Origin of the sequence: Streptomyces sp. CB01201 (assembly GCF_002803085.1) — a bacterium.
Classification (GTDB): Bacteria; Actinomycetota; Actinomycetes; order Streptomycetales; family Streptomycetaceae; genus Streptomyces; species Streptomyces hundungensis.
The window spans coordinates 66,476-87,162 of the sequence record NZ_NNBJ01000010.1 but is presented as its reverse complement, the minus strand read 5'-3'; the positions used below and the strand labels follow the sequence as shown (position 1 = coordinate 87,162).

Sequence of the window (20,687 nt, the reverse complement as noted above, 5' to 3'; positions counted from 1 at the left end):
GAGAACGAACGGCCCCCGTCCTACCACGGGGGCCGTTTTCGTCATCCGCGTACGGGCGGCGGGGATCAGCCGGGGGGGCAGAGGAGGTCAGCCCGCGATCGCCTCGAAGAGGCTGAAGCCGGCCAGGGCCAGCATCAGACAGGCCGCGACCTTGGTGATCAGGCGCAGCGGCACGCGCTTCATCAGGGTCCGTCCGCCCAGGATGCCGAGGCCCGCGACGGCCCACAGGCCGAGCACCGCGCCGATGCCGACGGACAGCGGGTTGTCGTAACGGGCGGCCAGGTTGGCCGTCATGATCTGGGTGAGGTCACCGAACTCGGCGACCAGGATCAGCATGAAGCCCGCTCCGGAGACCTTCCAGAACGACTGGTCGGCGGGCGGCTTCACGTCCTCGTCGTCCTCGCCCTTCTTGAAGAGCAGCATCGCCGCGCCCGCGAGGAAGAGGACGCCGACGATCGCCTGGAGCAGCCGCTGCGGCAGCAGGGTCAGCACGCTGCCCGCCGCGATGGCGAGGACGACGTGGACGGCGAAGGCGGCGGCGACGCCGACGAAGACGTAGGAGGCCTTGTAGCGGGTGCCGAGCATCAGTCCCGCGAGCGCGGTCTTGTCGGGGAGTTCGGCGAGGAAGATCACACCGAAGGTGATCGCCATGATCGTAAGGCTGAGCACGGAAGGAGTTCCTCAATCGGTCGGGCGGGCCGCACCGAGAGCAGTTCCGAGCTGGATTCGGGGTCGCTTCGGCACGGCAGCGCCATGAATGGTCATGTCACTGCGGCCGAAGGTCTCGCTGGCGGGTCCCTTGCGGGCACTCGCCTCCGGGCGCCGGCCAAGAACCCCTGAGGGACTCGGCAGTATGTCGACGTTCCGGCGAAGAGCTACTCCCCTTCTGCGCCCTCAAGGGTACGGCATGCCGCGCGCGCCCCATCAGGGACCAAGGTCCCGGACCTCGCGGTGCACCTTGCCGCGCGCCACGAGTTCGAGCACCACCGACACCGCGATCGCCTGGACGCACATGAGCGCGACCAGCACGAACAGCTGGACCGCGCCCGCCTGGACCGGGGAGGCGCCGCCGAGCAGCATGCCGACGAAGGCGCCGGGCAGGGTGACCAGGCCCACCGTCCTGGTCTGGTCGAGGCCGGGAAGGAGCGCGTCGGACGCGGCGGGCCGGGCGATCTCCAGGCGGGCGTCCCGGTCGAGCAGGCCGAGCGCCATCCCGGCCTCCACCTCGCCGCGCCGCGCGGTCAGCTCGTCCAGCGCGCGCCGCCCGCCGAGCACGGTCGCGGTGAGCGCGCCGCCGATGAGGATGCCGGTGACCGGGATCAGCGCGATGCCCTTGACCGGGACGAGCCCGGTGAGCAGCAGCGCCGCCACCACGGGCGCGACCCCGGCCGCGATGGGGGCGGCCGCCCACCACCAGGTGGCGTTCGCGGTCATCCGGCGGCCCGCGGTGCGCACGGCGACGGCGAACATCAGCGCCAGGAACCCGAGCAGCAGCGGCACCGAGCCGACCACCCAGTGGATCGCGAGGGCGACCACGGTGAGCTGAACCGCCGCCCGCACCCCGGCGATCAGGATCTCGCGGTGGCGCCCCAGGTGCGCGGCCGCGGCGACACCGGCGGCGGCGAGGAGCAGGACGACCAGAACGGCCCCGAGCGTGACGTTCACGGGCAGCAGCACGCGCCCACCGTACGACGCACGGCCCCCGGCGAGGGCAGACGCTCCCAGCGCGAGCCGGTGTCGAACGGCTGCGGCGGCGCCCGCCCGACGTCCGGGGGCGCCGGCATCGAACGGCTCGGGCCAAGCCGGCCCGGCTCCCGGCCCGGCGGGTGCAGAACCGCTCGGGCCGCATCCGGGCCAGCCGCTGTCGAACGGCTCGGGCCAAGCCGGCCCGGCATCCGGCCCGGCGGGTGCAGAACCGCTCGGGCCGCATCCGGGCCAGCCGCTGTCGAACGGCTCGGGCCAAGCCGGCCCGGCATCCGGCCCGGCGGGCGTCGAACGGCTCGGGCCGCGCCCGCCCGGCGTGCCGCGTGGAGGCGGCTGTCGCTCCCACCGCGGGCCCCTTCGGGGCGGCCCGTCGCTCCCGTCGTGCGCCCGTGGCGTCGGTCCGGCGTACGCGCCGACGGATGCCGGTCCCGCGCCGACGGTGCGTCAACTCCCTTGTTCCTCCGGGGCGTCCGGACTCTTGATCTGACGTGCCCATGTCGCCACGCTGTTACCTGGCGCCCATCCCCAGGCAACCCGGCGCCGTCACGCTGGCCGGGCCGCCCATCCCGCGGCCGGTCACATACCCCCCATCTCAAGGGAGTTCGCATGTCAGCCGCCATAGGAACGCGTACGCCCCGCGTCTACGCGCGTCGCTCCGCCGTCCTCGCCGCCGCTGCCGCACTCGCCGCGGGCGCCGCCCTGATCACCGCCCCGGCCGCCGAGGCCTCGCCGCCCACCCCGGTGAGCGCCGCCACCGCCCGTACCTATCTGGGCCAGCTCACCGTGCAGGCCGAGGGCTCGTTGACCGGCTACAGCCGGGACAAGTTCCCGCACTGGATCACCCAGTCGGGCACCTGCAACACCCGCGAGGTCGTGCTCAAGCGCGACGGTACGAACGTCACCACCGACTCCAACTGTGCTGCGACCAGCGGCAGTTGGTACTCCGAGTACGACGGCGCCACCTGGTCCGCCGCCTCCGACGTGGACATCGACCACATCGTGCCGCTCGCCGAGGCCTGGCGTTCCGGGGCGAACACCTGGACCACCGCCCAGCGCCAGGGCTTCGCCAATGACCTGACCCGTCCCCAGCTGATCGCGGTCACCGACAACGTCAACCAGGCCAAGGGCGACAAGGACCCCGCCAAGTGGCTGCCGTCGCTGACCTCCTACCGCTGCACGTACGCCCGGATGTGGGTCGATGTGAAGCACTACTACAGCCTGACCGTCGACTCCGCCGAGAAGAACGCGCTCCAGGGCATCCTCAACGGCTGCTGACATCGGAGCGGGTGGACAACAGGCTTACGTCACAAGGCCGTTGAAACCTGTCGTACCCCTCCGTCGTTCCGTACCGTACGAACGGACCGGCGACGGAGGGGGCATCACATGGCCGGGCTGCGCCTGGGGCCGCTGCTGCGACATCTGGACCCGCACGGGGCCGCCACGGTGTGGGTCGAGGCCGACCGGCCCTGCACCGCCCGGGTGCGCTGCGCCGACGGCACCGAGGGCGAGTCCGGCACCTTCCAGATCGCGGGGCACCACTACGCCCTGATCGCACTGGCCGGCCTGACGCCGGGCACCGCCACCCCGTACGAGGTGCTGCTCGACGGGCATCCGGTGTGGCCGCCGCCCGACTCGCGCTTCCCGCCGAGCACCATCCGCGTCCCGGCGGCCGACGCCCCGCTCCGCGTCGCCTTCGGCTCCTGCCGGCGCGCGCCCGATCCGACCGCCACGGACGCGCTCGACGCACTCGCCACCGGCATCGCCGCCGACCCCGACGCCGAGCGGCCCGATCTGCTGCTGCTCCTCGGCGACCAGGTGTACGCGGACAACGTCTCGCCGGACACCCGCCGCTGGCTGGCCGCCCGCCGGGACCTGCGCGACGCGCCGGGCGCCGAGGTGGCGGACTACGAGGAGTACACCCGGCTGTACTACGAGACCTGGCTGGACCCCGAGGTGCGCTGGTTCCTCTCCACCGTGCCGAGCTGCCACATCTTCGACGACCACGACGTGATCGACGACTGGAACACCAGCGCCGCCTGGCTCGCCGAGATGCGTGCGACGCCCTGGTGGCAGGAGCGGGTGCTCAGCGGCCTGATGTCGTACTGGGTCCACCAGCACCTCGGTAACCTCTCCCCCGCCGAGCTCGCCGACGATCCGTTGTATACGGCGGTACGGGGCACGCCGGACGGCACCGAGGCGCTGCGCGCGTTCGCGGCCCTGGCCGACCGGGACCCGGCGACGGTGCGCTGGAGCTATCGGCGCGACTTCGGCCGCACCCGGCTCGTGATGGTGGACAGCCGGGCCGCCCGGGTCCTGGAGGAGGGGCGGCGGGCCATGCTCGACGAGGGCGAGGAGCGCTGGCTGGGCGAGCAGATGCCGGGCCCCGACGAGTGCGACCACCTCCTGATCGGGACGTCCCTGCCATGGCTGCTGCCGCCGCTCGTCCATGACGCGGAGCAGTGGGACGCGGCGTTGTGCGCGGGCTCGCGCGGCCGGCGCTGGGCACGCTTCGGCGAGCGGCTGCGCCGGCGGGCCGACCTGGAGCACTGGGCCGCGTTCCCGGCCTCGTTCGAGCGCCTCACCGCACTGATCGCCCGCACCGGCTCGGGTCCGGGCGCGCCCGCCACCATCAGCGTCCTGTCGGGTGACGTACACCACGCATACGTGGCCCAGCCCTTCTGGCCAAATTCCGTGCCCCAACCCACTGCCCGTGTCTGCCAGTTCACGTGTTCGCCGGTCCACAACTCGGTTCCGGCCCCGGTGCAGGCCGGATTCCGCTTCGGCTGGAGCCGTCTGGGGCGGGGTCTCGGCCACGCCCTCGCGCGGCACGCGCGCGTGGTTCGGCCGGTGTTCGACTGGCGCAAGACCGGCGGGCCGTGGTTCGGCAACCAGCTCATGACCCTTACGCTGCACGGCCGTTCCGCACGGCTGCGGCTGGATCGGGCGCGCCGCACCGGCCCTCTGCGCAGTGGTCCAGTCCAACTAAGGACCGTCATGGACCGGCCGATCGCGCCCGACGGCACACCTGGCTCAATTCACCCAGCCGAAACAAGACATTAAGAATGTTGAACTTGCAAGCACAAATGAGGGCTGCCTAACCTGTGGACCCCATCGGTCACGTCCCCAACCGAAGGAGCCCCCATGGCTTCCCCCACGCTCGACGCCGAGCGCGCGCGCCCCTATGCGCTCGCCCTCTTCCGCATAGTCATCGGCCTCCTGTTCGCGTGCCACGGCGCGGCCTCCCTCTTCGGCGTCTTCGGCGGCGCGATGGGCGGCGGCTCGATCCCCGCGGGCACCTGGCCCGGCTGGTACGCGGCCGTGATCCAGCTCGTCGGCGGCATCCTGGTGCTGACCGGTCTGTTCACCCGCGCCGCGGCCCTGGTCTCCTCCGGCTCGATGGCGTACGCCTACTTCAGCGTCCACCAGTCGAACGCGCTGCTGCCGCTGCAGAACGGCGGCGAGGCCTCCGCGATGTACTGCTGGGCGTTCCTGCTGCTGGTCTTCACCGGCCCCGGGGCGCTCGCGCTCGACCAGCTCCTCGGCGCCCGCCGGACCGCCCGGCCGGCCTCCGACACCCAGCGCGAGACCGTCGCCGCCTGAGCGGACGCACCGTCCCGGCACTCAACGCGCCTGCCGCTGCCCGGAGTTCGGTCCCCGAACTCCGGGCAGCGGCGTGTCGCGACGCGCCGTCGCACCGCGGCACCACCCCTGGCAGAAAACTTCTGCACGGCCGGGCGTACGCTGTACGGCTGTACCGCCGCCCCTGCCGCTTCCCCGCGACACCGCGGTATTCAGTCCCGGGGAACCGACAAGCCGCAGAGGAGCGAACGTGCTGGAGAGTGTGGGGGCGTTGACGTCCAGCCCCTGGATCTACGCCGTCGTGACCCTCTGCGTCCTCCTCGACGTCTTCCTTCCCGTGCTGCCCAGCGGCGTCCTGGTGATCACCGCGGCGACCACGGCCGCCGGCTCCGCCACCGCGGCCGGCGCCGGTTCCGCGACCCAGGCCGGCCACGCCGATCTGCTGGCCCTGGCCGCCTGCGCCGCCACCGCCTCCGTCCTCGGCGATCTGGTCGCCTACCGCCTGGCCCTGCGCGGCGGTGCCCGCCTGGAGCGCGCGATCGCCCGCTCCCGCCGGCTGACCCGCGCGCAGGAACGACTCGGCATGGCGCTCAGCCGGGGCGGCGGCAGCCTCGTCGTCATCGCGCGCTTCGCGCCCGCCGGGCGTTCCGTGGTCTCCCTCGGCGCGGGTGCGGCCCACCGCAAGGTCCGCGAGTTCCTGCCCTGGTCGGCGCTCGCGGGCGTGGCCTGGGCCACCTACAGCGTGGGGCTCGGCTACTTCGGCGGGCAGTGGCTCGGCGCGACCTGGCTGGGCACGGGCGTGTCCCTGCTCGCCCTGTTCGCGGCGGGCGGCCTCGCGGCGTACGTCGTGAAGCGCCCGGGCCCGGCGACGGCTGCACCGGCGGCCTGAGCGGGCGCGGGCCGAGCACCCCCGGCCTTTCGCTCGTCGGCTACGCCGGCTTCCGCGCCGCGGCCCCCCGCACCTCAAGGCCGTCGAGCAGCGCGCGGGTGGCTTCGGCTATCTCGTCCACCGCACGCTCGAACACTTCCCTGTTGTGCTCGGCGGGCGCCCGGAAACCGGACACCTTCCGCACGTACTGGAGGGCGGCGGCCCTCATGTCGTCCTCGGTGGCCTCCTCCGGCATGGCCGGGGGCCTCAGGGTCTTGATGCTTCTGCACATGCCTCCAGTGTGACCGACACCACTGACAACGGCCCCGGGCCCTTCCGGCCGGGCCCCCGGACCGGTCCCCGATCCCCCTCCGGGTCGGAAAAGCGCGAGGCTCCGGCGCGTCCGCGGATTAGAGTCGACGGCATGGCGGAAGCAGCGAACGGCACCAGCACCGGCCCCGTACGCGTCGACAGCTGGATCTGGTCGGTCCGGCTCACCAAGACGCGCTCCCAGGCGGGCACGGCCTGCCGGGCCGGGCACGTCCAGGTCAACGGCGAGCGGGTCAAGGCGGCCCACCAGGTCAAGGTCGGCGACGAGGTGCGGCTGCGCACGGACGGCCGGGAGCGGATCGTCAAGGTCGTCACGCTGCTGCGCAAGCGGGTCGGCGCCCCCGTAGCCGTCGAGGCCTACATCGACAAGAGCCCGCCGCCGCCCGCCCGCGCCGACATCCTCGCGGCCGGCGTACGGGACCGGGGCCTCGGCCGGCCCACCAAGCGCGACCGCCGCGAGATGGAACGCCTGCGCGGCCTCTCGGAGAGCCGGCGCAGCGCGGGCTGAGGCCCGTCCAGGACCCGGCTACAGCCAGCCGTTGCGCCGGAAGCCGCGGTGGATGACGAAGCAGGCCGCCGCCATGAGCCCGAGTGCCATGAAGTAGCCGTAGCGCCAGTGCAGTTCGGGCATGTTCTCGAAGTTCATGCCGTAGATCCCGCAGACCATGGTCGGCACGGCGACGATCGCCGCCCACGCCGTGATCTTCCGCATGTCCTCGTTCTGGGCCACCGTGACCTGGGCGAGGTGGGCCTGGAGAATGGAGTCGAGCAGCCCGTCGAAGGCGGCGATCTGTTCGGTGGTGCGCAGCAGGTGGTCGGCCACGTCCCGGAAGTACGGCCTGACCTGCGGGTCGATGGAGGGCACCGGCTCACCGGCGAGCTTCTGGAGAGGCCGGTCCAGGGGCCCGACCGCCCGCTTGAGTTCGAGGAGTTCGCGCTTGAGCTGATAGATGCGGCCCGCGTCGCCGCGCCCCGCGTTCTCGGCGAACACCGCGGTCTCGACCGCGTCCATGTCGCTCTGCATGGCGTCGACCACGGCGAGGTACTCGTCGACGACATGGTCGGCGATGGCGTGCAGCACCGCGGCGGGTCCCTTGGCCAACTGCTCGCGCTCCCGCTCCAGTTCCTCGCGCAGCGGCCCCAGCGAGCCGTGCCTGCCGTGCCGCACGGTGATGACGAAGTCGGCTCCGGTGAACACCATCAGCTCGCCGGTGTCCACCACCTCGCTGCTGGCGGTCAGTTCCTCGTGCTCGACGTACCGGCACGTCTTGAACACCGAGAACAGGGTGTCGTCGTACGGCACCACCTTGGGGCGCTGGTGGGCGGTGACGGCGTCCTCGACGGCCAGCGGGTGCAGCCCGAACAGCCGGGCCAGGCCGGCGAATTCCTCCTCGGTCGGCTCGTGCAGCCCGATCCAGACGAAGGCCCCCTCCCCGAGCCCGCGCACCCGGCGCAGCGACTCCTCGACCGGGCAGTCGCCCTTCTGCCGCACCCCGTCGACGTACACGGCACAGTTGACGACCGCGCTCCCCAGGGGCGAGCGCGCCGGATGGCTGAGGTCGACGGTCCGCCGGTAGGCGCGGCGCACCGCCCTCCGCAGGTTCCGCATCATCGCCACGACCAGCTTCCCTTCACCGAATGAGCGGCCAGTGTGCCACCGCCTCCTGTACGTCCACGCGCCCCCTGGGAGACGCGCCTCACCGCTGCCGCGTTCCCCCGCGGGCGGCCCGGGACACGGCCCGGAGGTAGCGGCGGGTGGCCAGGTCCTGGCACAGCCGGGTGAGGGGCCCGCCGAGCCGGGCGTACCAGCGGGCGGGCCGGGAGAACGCGGCGACCTCGAACCACACGAGCCCGTCCGCCTCGCGCCCCACCACGAAGGACTCCTCGCCGCGCTCGGGGTGGCCGGGGAGCGTGCCGTAGGCGAATCCGACGCGTTCGGCGGCGCGTACGGTCCACACCACGCGGCACGGGATGACAACGCGCGGGAACGGCAGCCCGGGCAGCCGCAGGACGACCAGCGCGGTCGCGCCGGGCACGGCGGGCGCGCCCGGGTACACCCCGAACCCGGCGCCGCGCTGCACGCCCCACCCCATGACGCAGTCCCCGGCCCGCTCGAAGGCCTCCTGGCCGTACCCGATGCGGACCCGGTGCCGGAACACGCGGTATCCGGCCTCGGCGCCGGGCAGCACCGGCCGGTCGGTCGCGCCGACCTCCGGGTATCCGGGCTGCGCCGCGCAGGCCCGTAGGTAGGCCGCCCGCAGTCCCCCGCCGACCGTCCTCACAACCGCCCCCTCTCCCCCGGCTCCGGCGCGGGAACCGCACACCACCACACCGGAACCACCAAGCCCCCGGGGCCTCGCGGCTCCGTCGGGCCCTCATCATGCACAGGGGTTACGTTTCAGCCAAGTACGGGCGTAATCTCAGCCATCCGGCGGTGTCCTCCCCGCTCCTGACCCGCCGGATCCCGGCGCCGCGCGTTGACCCCCGAGCACGCGGCGGTGCCGGCCGAGAAGCCCCGTCCGCACCCTGACGGGGCTTCCCGCCGTCACACTCCGACGATCGAATACGTCGCGTCGCGCGGCGTCCGGGCGGGGGTGTCGGCCGTGTAGTGCACATGCAGCACGGTGAAGTACGGCTGACCGGACTGGCCGGGCCTCGGGCGGACGGTGTCGAGGCGGACCGTCACGGGGTACGTGTGGAAGCGGCCGGCCGCGCAGTAGGGGATGCAGTCGTTCACCACGTCCGAGCCACGGCCTTCGGCCGACGCCGCTCCCCACTGCGTCCACTCCAGGGAGACGAGCCCGTTGTTTCCGTCACCGCAGGCGATCAGATAGCTGCTCGGCCGCACCTGGGGCTGCCCGGAGCAGTCGACCACGACGGTGTGGGGCTCCCCCGCCCCACCCGTGGCGACGGCGGGGCCGGCCGGCCCGACCGCCGCGACCAGGGCCGCGACCGCGCCGATGAGGACCGCTGACTTGACCTTCTGCCGACCCATGTCTGCTCCTCGGACACTCCAGCTCGAAGCGGGTCGCGCCGCGCGAGTGCCGGGGGCGGCGCAGTTCCCATTGTCCGCATCCCGCCGCGCGGCGCGACCGCGCGGCGGGGGCGGGCGGGAGCCAGGTACTCCGCGTGCGGGCCGAGCCCGCTGCCCCGCGCGCCGCGCGGGCGCCCGCGGGGCGCGGGCCGGGTTTCAGACGGCGAGGTGCCGGCGGTCGGAGTCGCCGGCGGCGGCCTCGGGAGCGGTGCCGTGCTGCTCCTCCTCGGGGCGGGCCTGCCCGGGCAGCAGGAAGGTGATCGCGAGGAAGGCCGCCAGCAGGCAGGCCTGGACGATCAGCGCGTGCTGGAAACCGGTGATGAAGTCCCCGGTCCTGGCCCGGGCGAAGAACACCGAGCCGAAGACCGCGACGCCGATGGAGCCGCCGACCGCCTGGACCGCCGACAGGACGCCCGAGGCGGACCCGATCTCGTCGTCGTCGACCGCGGCGAGGATGAACCCGAACAGGGCGGCGATCACCATGCCCGCGCCGATGCCGGCCACCGCCACGCCGGGGGCGATGTCCCGGATCGAGAACGAGGTGGCGTCGAGCCCGTCGAGTTCGAACCACAGCAGGGCCGCGCCCGCCAGCTGGACCAGCGGCCCGATCTGGAGCACCTTGCGGCCGATCCGGTCCGCGAGGAACGCCCCGCTGACGGCACCGCCGACCGCGGTTCCCACGGCGAGCGGCAGGTTGCCGAGTCCCGCGTCGCCTGCGGTGAAGTGCCGGCCGATCTGGAGGTAGAGGGTCAGCACGAGCTGGGTGCCGATCAGTCCCCCGAAGAACAGGGCGATGCCGCCGAGTCCGACGGTGAACGCGGGTTTGCGCAGCAGGCCCGGGGTCACCAGCGGTTCGCGGCCGGCGGCCGCCGTTCGGCGCTGCTGCACGGCGAACAGGGCGAACCCGGCCGCCGACGCCGCCATGCACAGCCAGGTCCACAGCGGCCAGCCGTCCTCCTGGCCCTGGTTCAGCGGCAGCACGAGCAGGGCGCAGGCCGCCACCACCAGGGCCGCCCCGGTCGTGTCGACCCGCACCGTGCGGTCGCCCGCCCTCCTCGGCACGAACTTGGCGGCGACGATCAGTGCGGCGATGCCGATGGGCAGGTTGACGAGGAACACCGACCGCCAGCCCAGGCCGAAGAAGTCGCCCTCGATGAGGAAGCCGCCGAGTACGGGGCCGACGATGCCGCCCAGGCCCAGGACGGGCCCGAAGACCGCGAAGACCTTGGTGAGTTCGGAGCCGGAGAAGTTCTCCCGGAGCAGGCCCAGGCCCTGGGGCAGGAGCATCGCCCCGGCGATGCCCTGGAGCAGCCGGAAGGCGATCAGCGACCCGATGCCCGGCGCGACGGCGCACAGCAGCGAGCTCGCGGTGAAGGACGCCAGGCCGATCAGGAACATCCGGCGCCGGCCGTAGCGGTCACCGAGCCGGCCCCCGAGGACCAGACCGGCCCCCAGGGTCAGGGCGTAGCCGCCGATCACCCATTGCAGGCCGACGGAACCGGCCCCGAGGGACCGCTCCAGATCCGGGCCGGCGACGTTGACGATCGAGGCGTCGAGAAGGTCCATGATCTCCGCGACGAGCATCGCCACCAGGATCAGCCATCGCCGGCGATGGGGCCCGGCCGCCCCGTCCGGGCCGGGGGAAGGAGTGCTCACGCCAATTACCTCCACGGTGAAGTATCTTTACGGTGAAGGTAAAGTGATGGCGGTAGGTTGTCAAAAACGGCGGCTCCGGGCGGACCGCACGAGCAGGGCAGAAGGGTGGAGGGTCGGCCATGGAGGAAGCCGTGCGGGACGGTGTCGCACAGCGGCGTGAGCGGCTGATGGAGTCGCTGCGGGTCTACGGCGGCCACTACACCGAGTTCGGCCGCCGCTTCGCCGCCTGGCTCGGCCTGCACTCCACCGACGCGACCGCGGTCCTGGAGATCGCCGCCGCCGAGGAGCGCGGCACCCCCCTGTCGCCGGCGCGCCTGAGCGAGCGGATCTCCCTGTCTACGGGAGCCACCACCGCACTGCTGAACCGCCTCGAAGCGGCGGGGCACATCACCCGCGCCCGTGAACACTCGGACCGGCGCGTGGTCACCCTGCGCAGCGGCGGACACATCCAGGAACGGGCGGACGAGTTCTTCGGCCCGCTCGCCCACCGCATGGACACCGCGATGTCCCACTACCCGCCCCGGCTCCTGGAGCAGTTCGAGGCGTTCCTGGCCGACCTGAACGGCACCATGGAAACCCACCTGAAGGAAGAGAGCGCCCCTCCGCAGCACTCCCCCGGGGCCCCCGGGAGCGGCACTCGCTGACCGGGCATCAAAAAGGCCCCCCGGACCGCGTCCGGAGGGCCTTTCACCTACTGGGTGCCTGATCGGCACGGTGGGCGTGGACGGTTTCGAACCGCCGACATCTGCTTTGTAAGAGCAGCGCTCTACCCCTGAGCTACACACCCGTGGATGAGGGAACAGCGTACATGGCCCCGGGGGTGCCGCCGCAAACCCGAATCCCGGGCGGGAGCAGCGGCGGGGAGGCGGCGGGGAAGGGGCTCGGAAGCGTGAACTGACCGGGCCGTGTGTTCGTCCCTACCGGGTGGGAGAATGGACCGGGCAGGGCCGGACAGCACGGGAGAGGGATGTGACGGGGACACACGCGCGGCCGTACAGCAGAGCGGGTGCCACCGTCCGGGACGTGCTGGCGCTGATCGCGTTCCCCGTGGTGCTCGGCGCCGCGGCGCTGCCGGGCTCCTTCGCCGGCGGCGGTACGCGGCGCTGGTTCGGCGGGCGCGGCGAGAGCGTGCGGGCGGACGCGCAGGCGGCCAAGGACGCGGCGGCCGCGGCGTTCTACGAGCTCGACACCGCCCAGCGCGATCTGCGGATCTCCATCGAGACCATCACGGCCGTGGACAGCTCGCCGGCCGCCCAGCGTGCCGTCGACGAGTTCGCCGCCCTCGGCCGCCGCATCGACGAGGTCTCCAACCAGTACATCACCGCGGTCGACGCCCACGATCTGGACCGGGACGACCTGGACGCCTCGGTCGCCGCCCGGGCCCGGACCGAGCTGACCGCCGCCAAGGACGAACTCGTCCGCGTCAAGGGCGAGTTGGACCGCTACGAGCAGAACCTGCGGCCACTGCTCGACACCGCCGAGACCCAGCTCGCCCGGCTCGCCCCCGCCATCGAGCGGGCCCGGCACGCGCTGCTCGGCGCGAGCACGGCCCTGGACGCGGTGCGCGGCACGGGGCTGCGCGCCGACGACCTCGCGGCCCGGCTCGCCGCCCTCGGGCCCGAGCTGACCAAGCTGAACCAGGGCGCGGGGCGGCACGGCGTGGCCGAGACGCTCCAGCGCGCCGACCGGGTGCTGCGCGACGCCGAGGCGCTGCGGGCCGAGGCCGAGCAGCTGCCCGAGAAGGCCGCCGAGATCGACCGCAGGCTGGTCTCGCTCCGCACCCGCGCCCAGGCGCTCACCACCCGGGCGGGCGGGGTCGACCCGGTGCTCAGCGAGCTGCGCCGGCGCTTCTCCGCCGCCTGCTGGCAGGACCTCCAGCAGGTCCCCGAGCAGGCCGCCGCCTCCGTACGGCAGGCGGAGGACAAGCTCAAGGAGGCGGCCAGGGCGCGCGAGGAGCAGCGCTGGCCGGACGCCACGTCGCTGCTCGGCACGGTACGGGCGCTGCTCAACTCCACGGACGAGGCCGTGTCGGCGGCGGGCGACCGGCTCCAGCGGCTCAACGCGGTCGCGAAGGACCCGCAGCAGGAGATCCAGCGCACCCGGTTCGCGATCCGCGACGCCCAGCGCCTGGCGATGTCCGGCCGCAACACTCCCGACCCCCGGCACGCCGGGCCGCTGGACGAGTCGGTGGCGCGCCTGGAGCGGGCGATCGGCACGCTCGAAGGCCGCCACCCCGACTACTGGCACTTCCTGACCGAGACCGAGGCGGTGCGGCGCACGGTGGCCGACGTGGTGGCCCGCATCCGCGAGGAGCTGGGCCACGGCGCCTGATCCGCGAGCGACCGACCGCCGCTGAGTTGTTGCGGGCCCCGCCCGGGCGGATCCTTGAGTACGTACGCCTGCGTGCCCAGGAATGAGGAGGGCCCCCGCTATGGCCACCCATACGATCTCGCAGCGCTTCAACCACAGCCGCGTCTCGCTCAACGAGCATCTGCCGGTCGACCACCGCCTGAACCGCGTCTACCGCTACGGCGCCGGAGCCATGGGGGTCATCCTGCTGGTCTTCGGCATCCTCGGCCTCATCCACCGGATCGGCTTCTTCGACACCGGCGGGGACACCGTCGCCGGGCTCAACACCAACGGCGCGCTGAGCGTCATCTCCATCGTCGCCGGCCTGCTGCTCCTGTACGGGGCCTTCCGCGGCGGCAACTTCGCCTCCACGCTCAACATCGCCCTCGGCGTGCTGTTCCTGATCAGCGGGTTCGTGAACCTCGCGCTGCTCGACACCTCGCACAACATCCTGGCGTTCCGGATGCAGAACGTCCTTTTCAGCTTCGTGGCCGGGCTGCTCCTGATGGTCTTCGGGATGTACGGCCGCGTCACCGGTTTCCTGCCGCACGACAACCCGTACTGGCGCGCTCGCCACGAGCAGGCCGACGAACACCGCTGACCCACCCCTGCCCCACTCCGCTCGCGTGCACGGCCCGGCCCGGGACGCCCTGAGGCTCCCGGGCCGGGCCGTGCGCAGGGAGTACCGATTAATTGCTAATTAACCAGTACTTGTGCAACGCTTTACCCGACCTGGAGGAATCGTTGACCCAAGCCGGTCCCGGCGAGCGCAGAGGAGCCACCACGTGAGCGAGGCCGCCTACGTCGGGCGCGGGGTCCACCGGACCGCCGTCGAGGGCCTGGCCCGGCGGATCTTCGACGGGACGTACGACGAGGGCGACACCCTTGAACTGCCCGCGCTGATGGCCGAGTTGGGCGTCAGCCAGACCGTGCTGCGCGAGGCCGTCAAGGTGCTCACGGCGAAGGGGCTGCTCGACGCCCGGCAGAAGCGCGGCACCTTCGTCCGGCCGCGCGCGGACTGGAACCTGCTCGACAGCGACGTACTGCGCTGGAAGCTGGCGGCCGGTGCGCCGCCGGACTTCTTCGCCGACGTCCTGGAACTGCGCCGCGCGATCGAGCCGGCCGCCGCCTCGCTGGCAGCCGAGCAGCGCACGGACGAGGACCTGGCCGCCCTGGACGGCTCGCTGGCCGCCATGCGGGCCGCCGGGAGCGACCCCGTGCTCGCGGTGCGGGCGGACACCTCGTTCCACAGCGCCCTGCTCACCGCCTCGCACAACCGCTTCTTCCTCCAGCTGCGCCGGGTGATCGTGCCCGCGCTGGTGGCGCGGGGCGGCCACGGCCGCTCGGACGGCCGGCCCGGCCCGGTCCCGGCGCATGCCGAGGTCGTCCGGTCCGTACGGGAGGGCGACGGGGACGGCGCCTACATGGCCGTGCTCGAACTGCTCGACCTTCCCGCGGGCGGCCAGGGGGCCGGCGCATGAGCGTGTTCACCTTCGGCGAGACGGTGCTCGCGCTGCGCGGCAGCGGGCCGCTCAGGCTCGGCGGCGCCATGGACGTCACGATCACCGGCGCCGAGTCCACCGTGGCCACGGGCCTCGCCCGGCTCGGGCACCAGGTGCGCTGGGCGGGCGCGGTCGGCGCCGACGAGGCGGGCGAACTCGTGCTGCGTACGCTGGAGGCCGAAGGCGTCGACGTGTCGGCGGCCTCGCGCGACGAGGGAGCGCCCACCGGCCTCGTCCTCCTGGCGCCCCGGCTGCCCGGCCCCACCCGGGCGCACCCCTACCGAGCGGGCTCGGCCGCACCCCGCATCCGTGGCTGCGCCATCGCCGAGGCCTTCGCCGCCGCCCCGCCCGCCCTGCTCCACCTGACCGGCATCACCCCGGCGCTCGGCCGCTCGGCGCAGTCGGCGGCCTGCCTCGCACTCCAACTCGCCGCCGAGCACTCGGCGATGGTCTGCCTGGACGTCAACCACCGCCCGGAGCTGTGGAGTTCACAGGAGGCGGCCGAGGTGCTCCGGCAGTGGGCGCCCAAGGCCGACGTCCTCGTCGCCACCGAGGACGAGCTGGCGCTCTGCCTGCCCGAAAGCGCCCCGGACGACACCGAGCAGCGGGCCAAGGAGCTGCTCGCGCTGGGCGTGGGCGAGATCGTGGTGAAGCGGGGCGCGGCCGGGGCAACCGTGTACGCGGCGCAGGGCCGGCTCCACCGCCCCGCCCGCACACCACGGGCCCCGGGCGCGGCCGGTGCGGGCGACGCCTTCGTGGCGGGCTACCTCTCGGGGCTGCTCGACGGCGTCCCGACGGCCGCCCGCCTGGAGCGCGCGACGGCGGCGGAGGCCTTCGCGACCGCCTCACCCGGCGGCTGGGAGGGCACACCGACCCGTGCCGAACTCGCCTTGCCGACGGGCTGAGCCGCGCCCCTCGAACCCCTCCGGGCCGGGCTACGGCGGTGGCCCGCCCGGAGGCCCGCCCCTGGGGCCGGAGGTGGACGGACCCCCGGCCCCAGGTCTCCCCTAGTCTTGCCCCATGCCTCGCTACGAATACCGCTGCCGCGCCTGCGGCGACACGTTCGAACTCAGCCGCCCGATGGCCGAGTCCGCCGCCCCCGCGACATGCCCGGTGGGCCACGACGACACGGTGAAGCTGCTGTCCACTGTGGCCGTGGGCGGCTCCGCCAAGCAGGGCCCGGCGGCTCCCTCCGGTGGTGGTGGCGGTGGCTGCTGCGGAGGCGGCTGCTGCGGCTAGCCCTCCGGGCAGGGCGAGCTCCAACACGACGGGCCCACGACACGGGCGAGGGCTGCCACCCACTGCGGCTCCCCCACACGAACGCGACCAGCCCCAACCCCCTCAGGGGTGCGGGGAACTGCGCGCCCAGTCACCCACGATCCGCGGACAACCGACCACACCGACCCCAGGGGCGCGGGGACCTGCGCAACAAACCACCCGCGGCCCGAGGAACAGGCCCGCGCCCCAGCCCCGGGGGGCTACCGCCGCCGGGACAGCGTCAGCCCGTCCGCCACGGTCAGCAGCACGCTGTCCATCCGCTCGTCCGCTGCGACATGGTCGTTGAACGCCCGGATCGCCGCCGGCGCCCCCGTCGCGTCGGGGTCCAGAACGCGCCCGTGGAACAGCACGTTGTCCGTGGCGATGAGGCCCCCGGGCCGCAGCCGGGGCACCAACTCCTCCCAGTACGCGATGTAGTTGCCCTTGTCCGCGTCGAGATACGCGAAGTCGATGTGCGGCTCGGCCGGCATCGCCCGCAGCGTGTCGAGCGCCGGCGCGATCCGCAGCTCGATGCGGTCCGCGACACCCGCCTTCGCCCACGCCTCCTTGCCGTACGCCGTCCACTCCTCGGAGACGTCGCAGGCGATCAGCTTTCCGTCGGCCGGCAGCGCCTGCGCCATGGCCAGGGCCGAGAACCCGGTGAAGGTGCCGACCTCCACGACATGACGGGCATTCACCAGCCGTACCAGGAAGGCCAGGAGCGGGGCCTGCTCCTCGGCCGACTGCATGCCCGCCTGCTCCGGGAGCCGGGCGTACGTCGTCTCCACCAGATCCCGCTGGATCGCGTCGAGCGGCGGATTGTGGGCCAGCATGTAGGCGTACAGCTCATCGGTGATTTTGGTGCTGTTTCCCTTGGTCATGCGGCGACCGTACCCAATACCGCACCGCTACGGCACGCCCCTCAGGAAGCCGCGCGGGCCAGGAAACGGCGCAGGATCTCCTCGCCCGCGAGCACCCCGCGTTCGGCCAGCGCCTCGGTGCCCGGCGCCTGCCAGCCGGCCTCGGCCAGCTCGCCGTGGCCGGGGCGCCAGCCCTGGTCGGCGGCGAGCAGCAGGTCGGCGTCGAGGAGCGAGTCCCCGGCGGCCAGGGTGAGTTCGGCGCCGGTGCGGCGGGCGACCTCGCGGACCGCCGCGCTCTTGGTGAGCGGCTTCGGTACGGCGTAGATCTTGCGACCCTGGAGGGAGACGGTCCAGCCGCGCGGCTCGGCCCAGAGCGCCAGCTCCTTGATCCAGCCCTCGGGGAGCAGCTCCCGCTCGACCACCAGGTAGGCGAAGAGGTCCTCCGCGATCCGCTCCTTGCGCAGCCAGACCGGGTCCGCGACGGCCCGCAGATGGGCCCGCACCTCGTCGAGGGAGACGCACTCCGCGGCGATCCGGTCGGTCACCGAACGCGCCCAGTCCGGGTCCGACACCCCGTCCACCAGCAGGTGCCCGCCATTGGCGCAGATCGCGAACGGCGAGGGCGGTCCCGGGAGTTGGACGCGCTGGTACTGCTTGCGCGTACGGGTCGTGGTGGGCACGAACACGGTCGCCGACTTCAGCTCTGCGAGCAGCCGGGCCGCGTGTTCGGTGACGTACGACAGGGGCTTGTGCTCGTGCACCTCGACGCACAGGAGCCGGGGCGCCCGGTGGTCGGGCATGGTGAGGGCGAGAGCCGCGGCCGAGTAGATCAGGGTGCGGTCGAGGTCGCTGGCGACCAGGACGGGCGGGGTGCGGTCGAGGGCGCCGGCAGCCGGGACGGGCGGGGTGCGATCGGGGTCGCCGGCGGCCGGGACGGGCGGGGTGCGGTCGAGGGCGCCGGCGGCCGGGACGGGCGGGGTGCGATCGGGGGCGCCGGCGGCCGGGACGGGCGGGGTGCTCACTTGGCGGCCACCGCCTTGCCGTCGGCGCCGGTGGCGCCCCGGGTGTACTGGGGGTGGATCAGGCCGACGCAGCTGTACGGCAGGCCGTCCACCTCCTCGACGGGCACCCCGCGCTGCTCGGCGAGCAGCCGTACGTGGTCGAGGTCGGCCCCGGCGCCGCGCCCGGCCAGGATCTTCCAGGGGACCCGGCGCAGCAGCACCCGGGTGGTCTCGCCGACGCCGGGCTTGACCAGGTTGACGTCGTGGATGCCGTACTCCTCGCTGATCCGCTCGACGGCCGCCCAGCCCCCCCAGCTCGGGGTCCGGTCGGTGTCCCGCAGCGCCTTGGCCTCGCGGTCCACCGCGTCGGCGACCGCGTCGAAGCGGGCGGCCACGGCGTCGAGGAAGTCGCCCGACACATCGGCGCCGGCCAGCTCGCGGTAGAACTTGCCGCCGTGGAAGTCGCCGGGACCGATGAGGTCCCGGCGCAGGACGGTGCGCGAAATGAGCCCGGAAACGGTCGAGTTGAGGCAGGCCGACGGGATCAGGAAGTCCTCGCGGGTGCCGTACGTGCGGACACAGGAGCCGGGGTCGGCGAGCACGGCGATCTCCGGGTCGAACCCCGCGAACTCGGGGAACTCCCTGATGGCAGCGGCCAGTTCGCGGGTGATGGCGCCCTTGCCCGTCCAGCCGTCGACGAACACGACGTCGGCGGGGTCGTGGTGGGCGGCGAGCCAGCGCAGCGCGTTGGGGTCGATGCCCCGGCCGCGCACGATGGACACCGCGTAGTGCGGCAGGTCCAGGCCGTGCCGGTACTGGGCCCAGCGGCGCATCAGCACACCGACGGGCGTGCCCGCGCGGGCCAGCGAGACGAGCACCGGGCGGGGCGAGCGCTCGGCCAGGACCGTTTCGGTGACCACGCCGACGGCCCGCGCGATCCGGTCGGCCGAGGCGTCGAGCGCGGCGCGGAACAGCTCCTGGTACTGGGGGCTCGGCTGGTACTCGACCGGCAGCGACTCCGCGTAGTGCGCGCCGCCGCTCTGGATGGCCTCCTCGCGCTCCTCGGTGGGGGCCTCCAGCTCGACCCCGGACAGGTCCTTGAGCAGCCAGCCCACCTCGTCGGGGGCGTAGGAGGAGAAGGCGGGACCGCGCAGCGGCTCGGGCATGGGGGCACCTTCGGGTACGTACGAGGGCAGCACGGCGAGCACGACGTGCGGGATGTGGGCGGCGAGCTGGGCCAACAGGCCGTCGGGGGCGTGCAGTTGGGGGGTGTCGGCGGCCGAGTCGACGACGGCGACCACCGCGTCGAAGCCGCCGTCCGCGACGTTGTACGCGTACCGCTCGCCGGGACCGTCGGCCGGGTCGTCGTGGGCGGGGAAGGCGAGCCTGGTGCGGATGGCGTACCCGGGGTCGTCCAGGGCGAGCACGGGCGAGCGGGTGGTGGTGGAGTAGCGCACCTCGGCGTCGCCGCGCTCTTCGAGGGCGACGGCCAGCCGCAGCGGGGCGTACATCAGCTCCTCGAATCCGAGGACGAGCACGCGGCGCGGGGTGTCGCCCCCGGCCCCGAGCGCCTCGGCCAGCCCGCCCGCCAGGTCCGGCAGCGCCGCCTCCAGGACGGACCGGTGGGCCGGGGTGAACCCGTGCCGCCCGCCGTCGGGAAGGCCGGAGGGCCAGCGGAGGTCGACGCGGCGGGCATGGCCCACGGGCCGAGCGCCGTTCTCACACAGCAGAGGTCCTTGGCCCGCCGCCTCCTCGCCCACCCCGTCCTGGGCGCCTCCCGGCGAAAGCGGGCCCGGGGCGGCCGCCGTCTCGTACTCCTCGACCAGCGCCCGCCCCTTCTCAAGCACCCCCTCCGGCAGCCGTACCGTGCCCGACGCCGAGGCGATCAGGTCGACGCGGGCGCCGATCTCCGCCGCGAAGGCGGTGAGGCGGTCGCGGTCCCGCGGGGAGCGCATGTCGACGAGGGCGACGATCACGTAGTGGCCGCGGGGGTGGCGGGCGTGCAGGTCGCGGATGGTGTTGAGGACCGTGTTGCCGGTGGAGAACTCGTCGTCGACCAGGACCAACGGGCCCTGTCCCGCGAGGAGTCGGGGGTCTTCGGGGAGCAGGAGGTGGGAGGTGGCGTGGGAGTGGGCCTCCTCGAAACCGCCGGCCGCGGCCACGCCCGGGACCGGGCGGCGGGTGGAGTGCAGATACGGGGCCAGGCCCAGGCCGTCGGCGACCGAGTGGCCGAGCCCGGTCGCGGTCTCGGCGTACCCGAGCACCACGGCCCGCGCGGCCGCCTCGTCGCCGAGCAACTGCCGTGCGCGTACGCCCAGTTCATAACCGGCACCCCACACCACCGAGGGGCGCTGCGGCACGTGCTTGCCCAGGACGTTGGAGACCAGCAGATGGGCGCGCTTCGGGTTGCGGCGCAGGGCGAGGCCCAGCAGGGCGCTCAGCCGCTCGTCCCCGACCAGCTCGACCCCGAGCCGCTCGGCGACCCACGTTCCCGACCACTCAACCACGTTGCTGTGTCCTTCTGTTGGTGCGTTCTGCTGGTACGTC

General features: G+C 73.5%; 21 protein-coding genes and 1 tRNA gene. 11 read left to right on the top strand and 11 right to left on the bottom strand.

Annotated features, from left to right (window positions below):
• Positions 1-87: 87 nt before the first annotated feature.
• Positions 88-669, bottom strand: coding sequence for a TMEM165/GDT1 family protein (locus CG740_RS21025; protein ID WP_100576747.1), 582 nt, complete (start codon positions 667-669; stop codon positions 88-90).
• A 255-nt stretch (positions 670-924) separates the two neighbouring features.
• Positions 925-1,677 (bottom strand): ABC transporter permease, encoded by a 753-nt coding sequence (locus CG740_RS21020; protein WP_100576746.1) that lies wholly within the window; start codon positions 1,675-1,677, stop codon positions 925-927.
• A gap of 633 nt (positions 1,678-2,310) precedes the next feature.
• Here CG740_RS21020 and CG740_RS21015 point away from each other — a divergent pair.
• From CG740_RS21015 to CG740_RS21000, 4 genes are all read left to right on the top strand, one after another.
• Positions 2,311-2,979, top strand: coding sequence for an HNH endonuclease family protein (locus CG740_RS21015; RefSeq protein ID WP_100576745.1), 669 nt, complete (start codon positions 2,311-2,313; stop codon positions 2,977-2,979).
• 108 nt (positions 2,980-3,087) lie between these two features.
• A complete protein-coding gene (locus CG740_RS21010) occupies positions 3,088-4,764 on the top strand; it encodes an alkaline phosphatase D family protein (RefSeq protein WP_100576744.1) in 1,677 nt (558 codons plus the stop codon).
• A gap of 81 nt (positions 4,765-4,845) precedes the next feature.
• Positions 4,846-5,304, top strand: a complete 459-nt coding sequence (locus CG740_RS21005; RefSeq protein ID WP_100576743.1) for a DoxX family protein — start codon at positions 4,846-4,848, stop codon at positions 5,302-5,304.
• A gap of 229 nt (positions 5,305-5,533) precedes the next feature.
• Entirely contained in the window at positions 5,534-6,172 is a 639-nt protein-coding gene (locus CG740_RS21000; RefSeq protein ID WP_100576742.1) for a DedA family protein, read from the top strand.
• A 40-nt stretch (positions 6,173-6,212) separates the two neighbouring features.
• On the opposite strand, the gene CG740_RS20995 is transcribed toward CG740_RS21000, so the two are convergent.
• Positions 6,213-6,443 (bottom strand): DUF2277 domain-containing protein, encoded by a 231-nt coding sequence (locus tag CG740_RS20995; protein ID WP_100576741.1) that lies wholly within the window; start codon positions 6,441-6,443, stop codon positions 6,213-6,215.
• A gap of 9 nt (positions 6,444-6,452) precedes the next feature.
• On the opposite strand from CG740_RS20995, the gene CG740_RS20990 reads away from it, so the two are divergent.
• Positions 6,453-6,989: an RNA-binding S4 domain-containing protein gene (locus CG740_RS20990; RefSeq protein WP_442802844.1), complete on the top strand. Its 537-nt coding sequence runs from the start codon at positions 6,453-6,455 to the stop codon at positions 6,987-6,989.
• Positions 6,990-7,007: 18 nt separating this feature from the next.
• Here the strand turns inward: CG740_RS20990 and CG740_RS20985 are convergent, their stop codons facing one another.
• The 4 genes from CG740_RS20985 to CG740_RS20970 all read right to left on the bottom strand — a co-directional run bounded on the left by CG740_RS20985 (position 7,008) and on the right by CG740_RS20970 (position 11,171).
• On the bottom strand, positions 7,008-8,093 hold the full coding sequence (locus CG740_RS20985) for a magnesium and cobalt transport protein CorA (protein WP_100576903.1): 1,086 nt from the start codon (positions 8,091-8,093) through the stop codon (positions 7,008-7,010).
• 85 nt (positions 8,094-8,178) lie between these two features.
• The gene (locus CG740_RS20980; protein ID WP_234376407.1) at positions 8,179-8,763 is read right to left on the bottom strand and encodes a DUF1990 family protein; all 585 of its coding nucleotides are present in this window, start codon (positions 8,761-8,763) and stop codon (positions 8,179-8,181) included.
• Positions 8,764-9,026: 263 nt separating this feature from the next.
• Positions 9,027-9,476 (bottom strand): hypothetical protein, encoded by a 450-nt coding sequence (locus CG740_RS20975; RefSeq protein WP_100576739.1) that lies wholly within the window; start codon positions 9,474-9,476, stop codon positions 9,027-9,029.
• Between the two features lie 195 nt (positions 9,477-9,671).
• Positions 9,672-11,171: an MFS transporter gene (locus tag CG740_RS20970; protein ID WP_442802843.1), complete on the bottom strand. Its 1,500-nt coding sequence runs from the start codon at positions 11,169-11,171 to the stop codon at positions 9,672-9,674.
• Between the two features lie 119 nt (positions 11,172-11,290).
• On the opposite strand from CG740_RS20970, the gene CG740_RS20965 reads away from it, so the two are divergent.
• The gene (locus CG740_RS20965; protein ID WP_100576737.1) at positions 11,291-11,815 is read left to right on the top strand and encodes a MarR family winged helix-turn-helix transcriptional regulator; all 525 of its coding nucleotides are present in this window, start codon (positions 11,291-11,293) and stop codon (positions 11,813-11,815) included.
• A gap of 71 nt (positions 11,816-11,886) precedes the next feature.
• On the opposite strand, the gene CG740_RS20960 is transcribed toward CG740_RS20965, so the two are convergent.
• Positions 11,887-11,958 (bottom strand) — tRNA-Val (locus CG740_RS20960).
• A gap of 182 nt (positions 11,959-12,140) precedes the next feature.
• Between CG740_RS20960 and CG740_RS20955 the strand changes: the two genes are divergently transcribed.
• From CG740_RS20955 to CG740_RS20935, 5 genes are all read left to right on the top strand, one after another.
• Positions 12,141-13,502: a hypothetical protein gene (locus CG740_RS20955; protein WP_100576736.1), complete on the top strand. Its 1,362-nt coding sequence runs from the start codon at positions 12,141-12,143 to the stop codon at positions 13,500-13,502.
• 100 nt (positions 13,503-13,602) lie between these two features.
• On the top strand, positions 13,603-14,121 hold the full coding sequence (locus CG740_RS20950; RefSeq protein ID WP_100576735.1) for a DUF4383 domain-containing protein: 519 nt from the start codon (positions 13,603-13,605) through the stop codon (positions 14,119-14,121).
• Between the two features lie 184 nt (positions 14,122-14,305).
• A complete protein-coding gene (locus CG740_RS20945) occupies positions 14,306-15,001 on the top strand; it encodes a FadR/GntR family transcriptional regulator (protein ID WP_100576734.1) in 696 nt (231 codons plus the stop codon).
• On the top strand, positions 14,998-15,927 hold the full coding sequence (locus CG740_RS20940; protein WP_100576733.1) for a sugar kinase: 930 nt from the start codon (positions 14,998-15,000) through the stop codon (positions 15,925-15,927). The genes CG740_RS20945 and CG740_RS20940 overlap by 4 nt, the downstream gene beginning before the upstream one ends.
• 115 nt (positions 15,928-16,042) lie before the next feature.
• Positions 16,043-16,261, top strand: coding sequence for an FmdB family zinc ribbon protein (locus tag CG740_RS20935; RefSeq protein ID WP_100576732.1), 219 nt, complete (start codon positions 16,043-16,045; stop codon positions 16,259-16,261).
• Positions 16,262-16,500: 239 nt separating this feature from the next.
• Here CG740_RS20935 and CG740_RS20930 read toward each other — a convergent pair whose 3' ends face one another.
• The 3 genes from CG740_RS20930 to CG740_RS20920 all read right to left on the bottom strand — a co-directional run bounded on the left by CG740_RS20930 (position 16,501) and on the right by CG740_RS20920 (position 20,647).
• Positions 16,501-17,160: an O-methyltransferase gene (locus tag CG740_RS20930; protein WP_100576731.1), complete on the bottom strand. Its 660-nt coding sequence runs from the start codon at positions 17,158-17,160 to the stop codon at positions 16,501-16,503.
• 41 nt (positions 17,161-17,201) lie between these two features.
• On the bottom strand, positions 17,202-17,999 hold the full coding sequence (locus tag CG740_RS20925) for an HAD family hydrolase (protein WP_100576901.1): 798 nt from the start codon (positions 17,997-17,999) through the stop codon (positions 17,202-17,204).
• Positions 18,000-18,157: 158 nt separating this feature from the next.
• Positions 18,158-20,647: a phosphoribosyltransferase gene (locus tag CG740_RS20920; RefSeq protein WP_100576730.1), complete on the bottom strand. Its 2,490-nt coding sequence runs from the start codon at positions 20,645-20,647 to the stop codon at positions 18,158-18,160.
• Between the last annotated feature and the right edge of the window lie 40 nt (positions 20,648-20,687).